This is a genomic window from Pseudomonas sp. Leaf58, assembly GCF_003627215.1.
Classification (GTDB): domain Bacteria; phylum Pseudomonadota; class Gammaproteobacteria; order Pseudomonadales; family Pseudomonadaceae; genus Aquipseudomonas.
Map to the genome: position 1 here is coordinate 5,419,356 of NZ_CP032677.1, position 12,203 is coordinate 5,431,558.

At 58.4% G+C, this 12,203-nt stretch carries 14 protein-coding genes; all 14 read right to left on the bottom strand.

The window, feature by feature from the left end:
* Positions 1 to 12 precede the first annotated feature (12 nt).
* The 14 genes from DV532_RS25115 to rpmH all read right to left on the bottom strand — a co-directional run bounded on the left by DV532_RS25115 (position 13) and on the right by rpmH (position 11,607).
* On the bottom strand, positions 13 to 549 hold the full coding sequence (locus tag DV532_RS25115; protein ID WP_003253191.1) for a F0F1 ATP synthase subunit delta: 537 nt from the start codon (positions 547 to 549) through the stop codon (positions 13 to 15).
* A gap of 12 nt (positions 550 to 561) precedes the next feature.
* On the bottom strand, positions 562 to 1,032 hold the full coding sequence (locus tag DV532_RS25120; protein ID WP_027917106.1) for a F0F1 ATP synthase subunit B: 471 nt from the start codon (positions 1,030 to 1,032) through the stop codon (positions 562 to 564).
* Between the two features lie 59 nt (positions 1,033 to 1,091).
* A complete protein-coding gene (gene atpE, locus DV532_RS25125) occupies positions 1,092 to 1,349 on the bottom strand; it encodes a F0F1 ATP synthase subunit C (RefSeq protein WP_003097235.1) in 258 nt (85 codons plus the stop codon).
* Positions 1,350 to 1,493: 144 nt separating this feature from the next.
* Entirely contained in the window at positions 1,494 to 2,363 is an 870-nt protein-coding gene (gene atpB, locus DV532_RS25130) for a F0F1 ATP synthase subunit A (protein ID WP_056793867.1), read from the bottom strand.
* 16 nt (positions 2,364 to 2,379) lie between these two features.
* Positions 2,380 to 2,787, bottom strand: a complete 408-nt coding sequence (locus tag DV532_RS25135) for a F0F1 ATP synthase subunit I (protein WP_056793865.1) — start codon at positions 2,785 to 2,787, stop codon at positions 2,380 to 2,382.
* 149 nt (positions 2,788 to 2,936) lie between these two features.
* Positions 2,937 to 3,809, bottom strand: coding sequence for a ParB/RepB/Spo0J family partition protein (locus tag DV532_RS25140; protein ID WP_056793863.1), 873 nt, complete (start codon positions 3,807 to 3,809; stop codon positions 2,937 to 2,939).
* 9 nt (positions 3,810 to 3,818) lie between these two features.
* Positions 3,819 to 4,610 (bottom strand): ParA family protein, encoded by a 792-nt coding sequence (locus tag DV532_RS25145; protein ID WP_016489914.1) that lies wholly within the window; start codon positions 4,608 to 4,610, stop codon positions 3,819 to 3,821.
* A gap of 18 nt (positions 4,611 to 4,628) precedes the next feature.
* Positions 4,629 to 5,279, bottom strand: coding sequence for a 16S rRNA (guanine(527)-N(7))-methyltransferase RsmG (rsmG, locus tag DV532_RS25150; protein WP_056793861.1), 651 nt, complete (start codon positions 5,277 to 5,279; stop codon positions 4,629 to 4,631).
* Entirely contained in the window at positions 5,276 to 7,168 is a 1,893-nt protein-coding gene (gene mnmG / locus DV532_RS25155; RefSeq protein WP_056796585.1) for a tRNA uridine-5-carboxymethylaminomethyl(34) synthesis enzyme MnmG, read from the bottom strand. Before mnmG ends, rsmG begins: the two co-directional genes overlap by 4 nt.
* A 504-nt stretch (positions 7,169 to 7,672) precedes the next feature.
* Positions 7,673 to 9,043 carry a tRNA uridine-5-carboxymethylaminomethyl(34) synthesis GTPase MnmE gene (mnmE, locus tag DV532_RS25160; protein WP_056793860.1) on the bottom strand — a complete coding sequence of 457 codons (1,371 nt, stop codon included), beginning with the start codon at positions 9,041 to 9,043 and terminating at the stop codon, positions 7,673 to 7,675.
* Positions 9,044 to 9,131: 88 nt separating this feature from the next.
* The gene (gene yidC / locus DV532_RS25165; RefSeq protein WP_056793858.1) at positions 9,132 to 10,814 is read right to left on the bottom strand and encodes a membrane protein insertase YidC; all 1,683 of its coding nucleotides are present in this window, start codon (positions 10,812 to 10,814) and stop codon (positions 9,132 to 9,134) included.
* A 2-nt stretch (positions 10,815 to 10,816) separates the two neighbouring features.
* Entirely contained in the window at positions 10,817 to 11,062 is a 246-nt protein-coding gene (gene yidD / locus DV532_RS25170; RefSeq protein WP_075046823.1) for a membrane protein insertion efficiency factor YidD, read from the bottom strand.
* Positions 11,055 to 11,459 (bottom strand): ribonuclease P protein component, encoded by a 405-nt coding sequence (gene rnpA / locus DV532_RS25175; protein ID WP_056793856.1) that lies wholly within the window; start codon positions 11,457 to 11,459, stop codon positions 11,055 to 11,057. Before rnpA ends, yidD begins: the two co-directional genes overlap by 8 nt.
* Positions 11,460 to 11,472: 13 nt before the next feature.
* A complete protein-coding gene (rpmH, locus tag DV532_RS25180; protein ID WP_003253163.1) occupies positions 11,473 to 11,607 on the bottom strand; it encodes a 50S ribosomal protein L34 in 135 nt (44 codons plus the stop codon).
* Positions 11,608 to 12,203 lie beyond the last annotated feature (596 nt).

The following is a 12,203-nucleotide window of genomic DNA, read 5'->3' on the forward strand; positions in this document are numbered from 1 at the left end:
GCCCCTTCAAACTCAAGATTTCAATGCTTCGGCCAGTTTCGCGATTTTGCCGCGAACAGAGCCATCGATTACCAGGTCACCAGCGCGGATGACGACGCCGCCAATCAGGCTGGCATCCTCCGACGCGTGCAGGCGCACTTCCTGGCCTAACCGTGCACTGAGAACCTTGGCGAGTTTGTCTTGCTGTTCTTGGTTCAACGCGAAGGCACTGGTGACTTCCACGTCCACGGATTTTTCTTGCTCGGCCTTGTACAGGTCGAACAGCGCGGCAATCTCCGGCAGAAGCAGGAGACGGTCGTTTTCCGCGGCAACATGAATGAAATTCTGTGCCTGTGCATTGAACTTGTCACCGCACACGTCAATGAACGTGGCGGCCTTTTCTGCGCTCGTCAGTCGCGGGGCCTTGAGCAGGCGCTGCATGGTGTCGTCTTGCGACACCGCAGCAGCCAGGCCGAGCATGGCTGACCAATTGGCCAGTTGCTGATGGGCCTGGGCATGCTCAAAGGCAGCCTTAGCGTAAGGTCGGGCCAACGTGGTCAGTTCTGCCATGATCGCCCTCGCTTAAATTTCAGCGGCCAGTTTGTTAACCAGCTCCGCATGCGCGTTTTGATCGATTGTGGCGCCAAGGATCTTTTCAGCACCGCCAACAGCCAGGGCACCCACTTGGGCACGCAGGGCGTCTTTAGCGCTGTTCAGTTCCTGTTCGATCTCGGCCAGAGCCTGAGCCTTCACACGGTCAGCTTCGACGCGGGCCTGGTCACGGGCTTCCTCGACAAGCTGAGCAGCGCGTTTCTTGCTTTGCTCAATGATTTCGGCTGCCTGTGCTTTAGCTTCACGCAGTTGCTGACCCACTTTCTCTTGGGCCAGCTCCAGGTCGCGAGCTGCGCGGTTGGCAGCGTCCAAGCCGTCGGCAATCTTCTTTTGGCGCTCTTGCAGAGCAGTGATGACCGGAGGCCATACGTACTTCATGCAGAAGAGTACAAAAATCAGGAAGGCAACGGATTGGCCAATCAGGGTTGCATTAATATTCACGCCAACACCTCGCTCGGTCTTTGGTTCATCACAGCTATCGACTCGTGGTTAACGAGTGATTAGCCGGCGATTTGACCAACGAACGGATTCGCGAAGGTGAAGAACAGAGCGATACCAACACCGATCATGGTTACGGCGTCGAGCAGACCGGCAACGATGAACATTTTAACCTGCAGCATCGGAACCATTTCTGGTTGACGAGCAGCGCCTTCCAGGAATTTGCCGCCCAGCAGGCCGAAACCAATGGCGGTACCCAGAGCACCCAGGCCGATCAGCAGAGCAACAGCGATAGCGGTCAGACCAACTACAGTTTCCATCTTTCCTCCCGACTTTTACGTCGTATTGGTTAGGTTTTTAAGTTGAAGCGGTAAAACAAATCGTTTTGTACAGCATGCCCTTGCGGACTTTTTAAGCCCTCCCCCCGAACAGGCGAGGAAGGCTATCAGACACGCCAGGCGGTCTTAATGGTTATCTTCGTGGGCCATCGACAGGTAGACGATGGTCAGCATCATGAAGATGAAAGCTTGCAGAGTGATGATCAGGATGTGGAACACAGCCCACGCCCATTGCAGCACCACACCCAGGCCGCTCAGCCAGAGCAGGCCGGAGCCGAACATTACGGCGATCAGGATGAACACCAGCTCGCCGGCGTACATGTTGCCGAAAAGACGCAGTGCCAGCGAGATCGGCTTGGCGATCAGGGTGACGAATTCCAACAGGAAGTTCACCGGGATCAGCAGGATCTGCACGAAGATGTTCTTGCTGCCGAACGGGTGCAGGGTCAGCTCACCGAGGAAGCCACCCAGGCCCTTGACCTTGATGCTGTAGAAGATGATCAGGGCGAACACGCAGAAGGCCATGGCCAGGGTCGCGTTCGGGTCGGTGGTCGACACGGCGCGGAACGGAATGTGCGGATCACCGGAAATCAGGATGGCCAGCTGAGGAATCCAGTCGACTGGTACCAAGTCGACGGCGTTCATCAGGAATACCCAGACGAAAATGGTCAGCGCCAGCGGTGCAATGACCGGGCTACGGCCGTGGAAGGAGTCCTTCACGCTGCCGTTGACGAAATCGACCATCACTTCGACAAAGTTCTGCAGACCGCCAGGTTGGCCGGAGGTCGCCTTCTTCGCCGCCATGCGGAAGATGAACAGGAAGATCAGACCCAGCGCAACGGACCAGCCCAGGGTGTCCAGGTGGAACGCCCAGAAGCCCATTGCTTTGGCTTCTGCAGCCGAATGGGCAAAGCCCCAGCTGCCGTCTGGTAGTTGACCGTAGGTCAGGTTCTGCAAGTGGTGCTGGATATAGCCCGAAGCGGTTTCTGCTGCCATGGTTGCCTCAAACGCCCTAAGGTCTCGAAAGTCTTTTATTCATTAGCAGTGGCGCGAACCAGCTGACCATGAGGGTCAGCAGGAAGACGCCGAATACTGCTAACGGCGCCAATGGCTTCACTCCTGCGAAGGTCAGTGCAAACAACACTGCCGTCAAAATCATTTTGCCTGCCTCGCCAGCGTAGAACGACTTGACGATGGCTTGCGCTGCCCGGGCCCCGCTAAAGCGAAATGCCTTCCAGGCGAAGTACACATTGGGTAGCCAGGCAATCAAACCTCCGCAGAGACCTGAATATCCACTGACCGCCCCTTTCCACTGCCACAACACCAACGTTGCCAACAGCACTACAACAAATTGAGTCAGCAGTACCGGAAAAACCGCCCAGCGATGGAAAGGCAGGCGGTTTGGCGTGCGTATTTCCATCACAACTGCTCCTCGGAAGTCGACCAACAAGTCAGCAATGACTTGGCATAATTTGTGCCGACAAAATGCGCGCAGAGTATAGGGGTGGATTAACCCCTATTCAACTCTTCGGTAGTGATTTCCGACTGCTCGCTACAACAGGAATTGTTTCAGCGGATGTGAGCAAGCACGCCCTGCAACTCGTCAAGCGAGTTGTAGCGAATAACCAATTGGCCTTTGCCCTTGTTGCCATGACGGATCTGTACAGCCGAGCCCAGGCGCTCTGCGAGCCGCTGTTCAAGGCGTGCGATATCCGGATCAGGTTTGCTCGGTTCGACCGGATCAGGCTTGTCGCTGAGCCACTGACGGACCAGTGCCTCAGTCTGGCGCACGGTGAGGCCACGTGCGACAACATGACGCGCCCCCTCCTCCTGACGGTTCTCTTCCAAACCGAGCAATGCGCGGGCATGGCCCATCTCCAGATCGCCATGGGCGAGCATGGTCTTGATCGCTTCGGGCAGGGTGATCAGGCGCAGCAGGTTGGCCACGGTTACCCGCGACTTGCCCACGGCATCGGCCACCTGTTGCTGGGTAAGCTCGAACTCCTGCTGCAAGCGCTGCAGCGCCAGGGCCTCTTCCAGCGGGTTGAGGTCTTCGCGCTGAATGTTTTCGATCAGCGCCATGGCAATGGCAGCTTCGTCGGGCACTTCGCGGACCATCGCCGGGACCGTGTCCAGGCCGGCCTGCTGGGTGGCACGCCAACGGCGCTCACCCGCGATGATCTCGTAGCGGTTGTCGCCGATCGGGCGCACCACAATCGGCTGCATCACGCCATGGGTGCGAATCGAGTGCGCGAGTTCTTCCAACGCCTCGGGGTCCATGTCCCGGCGCGGCTGGTACTTGCCACGCTGGATCAGCTCGACCGGCAGGTGTTGCAGTTCTTTCTGGTCGATCTTCACGGCCTGCTCTTCGAGCGCGCTGACGGAAGGACCACTGAGCAGTGCATCCAACCCACGTCCGAGACCCCGTTTCTTGACGGCCATACGGATTCCTTAAGTTGTTTGTGCAGTGCGTGATTGACGGCGTTGACGGCGTACCAGTTCCCCAGCCAGGGCCAGATAAGCCAGCGCGCCGCGCGATTGCTTGTCGTAGGCCAGGGCCGGCATACCGAAACTGGGGGCCTCGGCCAGGCGAATGTTGCGCGGAATGACGGTGTCGTACAACTGCGGGCCGAAGTGTTCCTTCAGCTGCGCCGAGACATCGTTGTTCAAGCTCAGGCGCGGGTCGTACATGGTCCGCAGCAAGCCCTCGATTTTCAGCTCCGGGTTCAACCGGGCGGCGATGCGCTTGATGTTATCCACAAGGTCGCTGAGACCTTCCAGTGCGTAGTACTCGCACTGCATCGGGATGATCACGCCATCGGAGGCAACCAGGGCGTTGAGCGTCAGCATCGACAGCGACGGTGGGCAGTCGATGAGGATGAAGTCGTAGTTCTCGCGGATCGGCGCCAGGGCGTTGCGCAGACGGCTCTCCTTGACCTGCATTTCCAGCAGCACCACTTCGGCGGCGGTCAGGTCACGGTTGGCCGGCAGCAACTGGAAACCACCGTGTTCGGAGTAATGCATGGCCTGGGCCAGGTCGCATTCCCCGATCAGCAGGTCGTAGACCGAATGCTCGAGCTCGTGTTTGTCCACACCGCTGCCCATGGTGGCGTTGCCTTGCGGATCGAGGTCGATCAGCAGCACACGACGCTTGGTCGCGGCCAGCGAGGCGGCGAGATTGATACAGGTGGTGGTCTTGCCCACACCACCTTTCTGGTTCGCGATTGCGAATACCTTAGCCATTGATGCGCGTGTTCCCAGTCATGCCTTGCGGCGCAGTATCAGCAGATGGCGCTGGCCCTGGCAACCCGGAACGGTCAGGGCCTGCTCGCTTTCCACTGTGAAGTCTGCGGGCAATGCTACCAGTTCATCGGCAGGATGCAGCCCCTTCATTGCAAGCCATTGCGTCCCGGTGTCGCCCAAGTGGCGGGTCCAGTTGGTGAAATTCTCCATGCTGCTGAAAGCGCGGGAGATGATTCCGTTGAACGGTTGTGCTGGCAGGAAGGCCTCGACCCGGCTGTGGATAACCGTAAGGTTGTCCAGCTTGAGCTCCATTTTCACCTGGGTCAGGAAGCGGGTCTTCTTGCCGTTGGCGTCCAGCACCGTCACGCGCTTGTGCGGATGCAGGATCGCCAACGGGATACCGGGCATCCCACCACCGCTGCCGACATCCAGCCAATTATCACGCTCGCTGTGGATAAACGACATGATGCTGAGGCTGTCGAGCAGATGGCGCGACACCATCTCGTCGGGGTCGCGCACGGCAGTGAGGTTGTAGGCTTTGTTCCATTTGATCAACAGGGCGAGGTAGCCGAGCAGCTTTTCGTGATGCTCGGCGCTCAGCTCGACACCAAGCTGGCGCGCACCTGTGGACAACTCTTCAGCGTGTTGCGGGGTGACCAGGGCACTCAAGCGCTTTGCTCCAATTCGCGGCCAGCGCCGCGTTTTTTCAAGTGAATCAGCAACAGGGAAATCGCCGCCGGGGTAACACCTGGGATACGCGAAGCCTGGCCCAGGGTTTCCGGGCGGGTCTGGCCCAGTTTGCCCTGAATTTCCTTGGACAGCCCGGAAATGGTCGTGTAGTCGATATCCACAGGTAGGCGGGTGTCCTCGCTGGCGCGCAAGCGAGCGATCTCGTCCTGCTGGCGGTCGATGTAACCGGCGTATTTGGTCCGAATCTCAACTTGCTCGGCGACCTGTGGATCAATCGCGCCGCCGCCGGTCGCTTCGATCAGCCCGGCATAGTCGATTTCTGGCCGCGCCAGCAGGTTAAGCAGGCTGTACTCGTGGCTTAGCGGGGTACCGAACTTATCCACAACCGCCTGGCCTTGCTCGGTGTTCGGGCGCACCCAGGTCGATTTCAGGCGCTGCTCTTCACGCTCGATGCCTTCGCGCTTAGTGCAGAAGGCAGCCCAGCGCGCGTCGTCGATCAGGCCAAGTTCGCGGCCCTTCTCGGTCAGGCGCAGGTCGGCGTTGTCTTCACGCAGTATCAGGCGGTACTCGGCACGTGAGGTGAACATGCGGTACGGCTCCTGGGTACCCAGGGTGATCAGGTCGTCGACCAGCACGCCGATGTATGCCTCATCGCGGCGCGGGCACCAGCTGTCACGGCCCTGTGCCCGCAGTGCGGCGTTGGTCCCGGCCAGCAGGCCTTGGGCGCCGGCTTCTTCGTAACCGGTAGTGCCGTTGATCTGGCCGGCGAAGAACAGCCCGCCGATGACTTTGGTTTCAAGGCTGTACTTGAGGTCGCGCGGGTCGAAGTAGTCGTACTCGATGGCATAGCCAGGGCGCACGATGTGGGCGTTTTCCATGCCGCGGATCGAACGCACCAGCTCCAGCTGCACGTCGAACGGCAGCGAAGTGGAAATACCGTTGGGGTAAAGCTCATGGGTGGTCAAGCCTTCCGGCTCGATGAACACCTGGTGGCTTTCCTTGTCGGCGAAGCGGTGAATCTTGTCTTCGATCGACGGGCAGTAACGCGGGCCGACACCTTCGATCACGCCCGAGTACATCGGCGAACGGTCGAGGTTCGAAGCAATGATCTCGTGGGTGCGCGCATTGGTGTGGGTAATCCAGCAGCTCACCTGGCGTGGGTGCATTTCGGCATTGCCCATGAACGACATGACCGGGATCGGCGTATCGCCTGGCTGCTCGGTCATTACCGAGAAGTCCACCGAGCGGCCGTCAATGCGTGGCGGGGTCCCGGTTTTCAGGCGGCCGACGCGCAGCGGCAGTTCCCGCATGCGGTGGGCCAGGGCGATCGAAGGTGGATCGCCGGCACGGCCGCCGGAATGGTTCTGCAGACCAATGTGGATAAGGCCGCCGAGGAAGGTACCGGTGGTCAGCACCACCGACTCGGCGAAGAAACGCAGGCCCATTTGGGTCACCACGCCTTTGACCTGGTCCTGCTCGACGATCAGGTCGTCGCAGGACTGCTGGAATATCCACAGGTTCGGCTGGTTTTCCAGGATTTCACGCACTACTGCCTTGTAGATGGCGCGGTCGGCCTGCGCACGGGTGGCGCGTACGGCCGGGCCCTTGCGGTTGTTCAGAACGCGGAACTGGATGCCGCTCTTGTCGGTGGCCAGCGCCATGGCGCCACCGAGGGCATCGATCTCTTTGACCAGATGGCTTTTGCCAATACCGCCGATGGCGGGGTTGCAGCTCATGTGACCGAGGGTTTCCACGTTATGGGTCAGCAGCAGGGTTTTCACCCCCATGCGTGCAGACGCAAGCGCAGCCTCGGTACCGGCATGGCCGCCGCCGATGACGATCACTTCAAAACGGGAAGGGAAATCCACCACGCACCTCGTGCCTGTTTTTGCGAATAGAGAAGGTAAGCGGACAAGTATAGGGACTTCACCCCCTTTAAAGAAACCGTCTGAGCAAATTTTGACCAGGCTGTGGATGAGTGGCAGACAACAGAAATCAAAGAAGAGAAATTTATAAAAGCTTTGTTTTTATGTTTATTCTTATGCACACGACTATCTGTGGATAACGTTATAGAGCCCTTTATTTACGTGATGTACAGCAAAATGAAACCCTGTGGCTTAACGCCCATAAGGGCTATGGATAACCCGATTTAGCCTGTGGATTAAACAGCTATTTACCCACAGGCGGATTTGTCCTCAGAAAAAATGCCTGCTTATCAACGGGGCTGAAGGCGAGTTTTCCACAGGGCTCCTGAGAGCGGATGGGGGTCTGTGCATAAAAAATATGCGCCTGCACACGGGCAAATGCATAAATTTCAGGCAAAAAAAAAGCCGCTCCCGAAGGTGCGGCCCGTGGCCTTGCCTGGCTGTGGATTACTTGCCGATGCAGAAGCTGGAGAAAATTCGCCCCAGCAGGTCGTCCGAGCTGAATGCCCCGGTAATCTCACCCAGGGCGTGCTGCGCCTGACGCAAGTCTTCTGCCAACAACTCACCCGCGCCGGCCAGGGTCAGTTGTGCACGGCCGTGCTCAAGGTGCCCACTGGCCTGGCGCAAGGCATCAAGATGGCGCCTACGGGCGCTAAAACCACTTTCCGCCGTCTGTTCATAACCCATGCAGGCCTTCAGGTGGTCGCGCAGCAGTTGTAGCCCTGTGTCGTCGCCTTTGGCGCTGAGGGTGATCGTGACATGGCCGTCGTCACATTGTTCCAACCCTACCCGCTCGCCGCTCAGGTCGGCCTTGTTGCGAATCAGCGTAACTTTGGCCGGGTCCGGCCGCTGGTCGAGAAACTCTGGCCACAGGGCGAACGGGTCGCTGGCCTCAGGCGCGGTTGAGTCGACCACCAGCAATACCCGATCAGCCTCGCCAATGGCCTTCAGGGCGCGTTCCACGCCGATCTTTTCCACATGGTCATCGGTATCGCGCAAACCGGCGGTATCCACCACATGTAGCGGCATGCCGTCGATATGGATATGTTCGCGCAGGATGTCCCGGGTGGTACCGGCGATATCGGTGACGATAGCCGCCTCCCGCCCGGCCAGCTGATTGAGCAAACTCGACTTGCCGGCATTCGGCCGGCCAGCAATGACCACCGTCATACCGTCGCGCAGCAAAGCACCCTGGCCTGCTTCGCGCTGCACTTTGGACAATTCATCACGTACCGTATCGAGCATGGACAGCACGTGGCCATCCGCCAGAAAGTCGATTTCTTCCTCAGGGAAGTCGATCGCCGCCTCAACATAGATGCGTAAGGCTATCAACGCCTCGGTGAGGAATTGCACGCGCTTGGAAAATTCCCCCTGCAGCGAACGCAGGGCGTTGCGTGCCGCCTGGCTGGAGCTGGCTTCGATCAGGTCGGCAATGGCTTCGGCCTGGGCCAGGTCGAGCTTGTCGTTAAGGAATGCGCGTTCGCTGAATTCGCCTGGGCGGGCCAGGCGGCAGCCCACTTGTACACAGCGCTGCAGCAGCATATCCAGGACCACTGGGCCGCCGTGGCCCTGCAGCTCGAGCACATCCTCGCCGGTAAACGAATTCGGCCCAGGGAAGAACAGCGCAATGCCCTCGTCCAGCACTAGCCCTTCATCGTCGCGAAATGGGCCGTAATGGGCATGGCGCGGGGTAAGCGTCCGGCCGGTGATCAACTGGCCAGCCTTGGCAGCCAAAGGGCCCGACAACCTGACAATACCCACACCGCCGCGGCCCTGGGCGGTAGCGATGGCGGCGATGGTTTCACGCACAGTATTCATGCTCGAAAGCCTCTACGACAAAAACGACAGATAGCAAAAACGCCCCACGAGGGGGCGTTTTTTATTCACAGGCTAGCTCAGTAGCCCGTCAAGCAGCAGCTTTTTTGGTCGCTGCTTCGATGCGGCGGGTGATGTACCACTGCTGCGAAATCGACAGGCAGTTGTTCACAACCCAGTACAGCACCAGGCCAGCTGGGAACCACAGGAAGAAGAAGGTGAAGATGATTGGCATCATTTTCATCACCTTGGCCTGCATCGGATCCGGCGGCGTTGGGTTCAGGCGTTGCTGGATGAACATGGTGGCGCCCATGATGATCGGCAGGATGAAGAACGGATCCTTGATCGACAGGTCGGTAATCCACAGCATCCACGGGGCCTGGCGCATTTCTACGCTTTCCAGCAGTACCCAGTACAGGGCCAGGAACACCGGCATCTGCACCAGGATCGGCAAGCAGCCACCCAGCGGGTTGATCTTCTCTTTCTTGTACAGCTCCATCATCGCCTGGGACATCTTCTGGCGATCGTCACCGAAGCGTTCCTTCAGCGCGGCAAGCTTCGGCGCAACGGCACGCATGCGCGCCATCGAACGGTAGCTGGCTGCCGACAGCGGGAAGAACAGGCCTTTGATCAGCATGGTCAGCACGATGATCGACCAACCCCAGTTACCAAGCAGGCTGTGGATATGTTGCAGCAGCCAGAAGATCGGCTGGGCGATGAACCACAGGAAGCCGTAATCGACGGTCAGTTCAAGGCCTGGGGACAACTCTTTCAGCTTAGACTGGATCTTCGGGCCGGCATACAGCATGGCGCTGGTTTCGACCTTGCCGCCAGCTGGCACGCTGATAGCCGGGCCGGTGTAGCCAATGATGTAGTTGCCTTGGCTGTCTTTGCGAGTCTGAACAACATTGTTGTCCGACTTGGCCGGAATCCACGCGGTCACGAAGTAGTGTTGCAGCCAGGCTACCCAGCCACCGGACACATTTTCTTTCAAACTACCTTTGTCGATGTCCTTCATCGAGACCTTTTTGTAAGGCTCGGAAGCTGTCCACAGGGCCGCACCCAGGTAGGTGGCAGTGCCGGTGGCAGTGCTCGACGAAGGGTCACCGCTGGCGTCACGCTTGAGCTGGGCAAACATGTTGCCGCTCCAGGCCTGGCCGCTCTGGTTGTCGATCAGGTAGCTGACGGTCAGGTCGTACTCACCGCGCTTGAGGCTGAAGCGCTTGATGTAGTTGACGCCGTTGTCGCTGAACTTCAGGTCAACCACCAGTTGGTCCTGGCCGTCGGCCAGCTGGAATGCCTTCTGGTCAGCGGCGTACAGCGGGCGACCAGCGGCGCGGGCATCCGGGCCGTTGGCACCGGTCAGGCCGCTTTGTGCCAGGTAAACACGCTCGCCACCGTTGTCGAACAGTTGGAATGGAATGTTCGGGTGATCTTGACGACGTGGGTACTTCGGCAAGTTCAACTGGACGATGTCACCACCGACCGGATCGATAGCCAGTTCCAGGACATCGGTCTTGACCCGGATCAAATCCTTGCTGAGTGCGACCGGTGCCAGTTCGGCAGGGCTCGATTCGGCGTTCGCGCTCGGTACATCGGCGCTGGCACCGTTGTTACCGGCGGGCACGCCATCGGGCAAGCCCGGAGCAACAGTGCTGGCAGCAGTATTCTGAGTCGGCAGGGCAGCCTGACCGTAGTCATCGTTCCACTTCAGGACCATGACGTAGGACACGACTGCCAGCGCGGCGATCAGGATCGTGCGTTTAATATCCATGATTACTCGGCTATCGAAGAAGTTCGGGAGGAAGGAGCGGGTGGAACGGGGTCGAAACCGCCGTCATTCCACGGATGACAACGCCCCAGGCGACGAACGGCCAGCCACCCGCCACGCCAGAGGCCATGATTTTCAATGGCTTCATATGCGTAACAAGAGCAACTGGGGAAGAAACGACAGTGACTGGCCATCAGAGGACTAATGGCGTAACGGTAAAACTGGATCGGAACGAGGGCCAGTTTACGCATCTTGGCTGTCTACCCCTGCGGAATCGGCGGTCACTGCTGGGGCTGGCCGGCTGCGCGCCAGGCGTTTCCAGAGTTTGCCAAAGTGTTGGTGCAATTCCGGGTTTTCTATCTCACCCAACCCCTTGCGCGCGACGATCACAATATCCAACCCGGCAACCAATTGCTGGTTCAGACGAAAGGAATCGCGCATCAAGCGCTTGAGGCGGTTGCGTTGAACGGCGAGCTTGACGCTCTTCTTGCCGATCACCAGGCCCAGGCGTGGGTGATCGAGGCCATTCTCGCGAGCAAGGATCAGCAGGTTTTTCCCTGGAACCTTGCCGGTTGGGGAGTCGAAGACCGCTTTGAAGTGCCGGGGTGTAAGCAGTCGCTTTTCCCGACTGAAGTCCTGACTCACCACCTGTGCCGAAAAATCAAATGGCCAGACGCTTACGGCCTTTGGCACGACGACGCGACAGAACAGCGCGGCCGTTCTTGGTAGCCATACGGGCACGGAAACCGTGGGTGCGCGCGCGCTTGATGGTGCTTGGTTGGAAAGTACGTTTCATGGCGTATTACCTGGTTTGTCGACGACGGGCCGGGATGGCCCCCTTTTTAAGAGACCGGCGATTCTAGAGAAAGCAAGCCCATAGGTCAATTTCCAACCAGCCTTTCCATATAGAGCATGTGATGGACGGTGGGTGTTGGTCCTCAACTGCGGGGTGCTTGATCGGACACACGGATTGGGGACAACATGAGAAAAAAAGAAGAGAGATATAAAAAGCTTTTCTGAAGAATCTATAAATATTAGGTGGATAACCTTCTGTGGATAACCGTATCAAGGCCAGGAAATACGCGTTGTACAGAGTTTCATAAGGTTGTTCTCAAGCCGTGCTGCGCTTGTTTTCTTCATGCGCAAAAGCTGTGGATGAAAATGACGTTTATCCACAAAAGAGTTATCAACAGACCTGGCCTCAGGGTTGTGCATAGCCCTTAAGGCTGGTTATCCACAGGGCTTATTCACAGTGCGACGAAGCCGTTTTGGTCGATAAATGGCTGTTTTGACATGGTTCCTAACGTGTCCACATGTGGATAACTGAACGCGCGACCGGTACAATGGCGGTTTGTTTTTGCCTCATCCGGCTTTCAAACTCAGGGGATATCC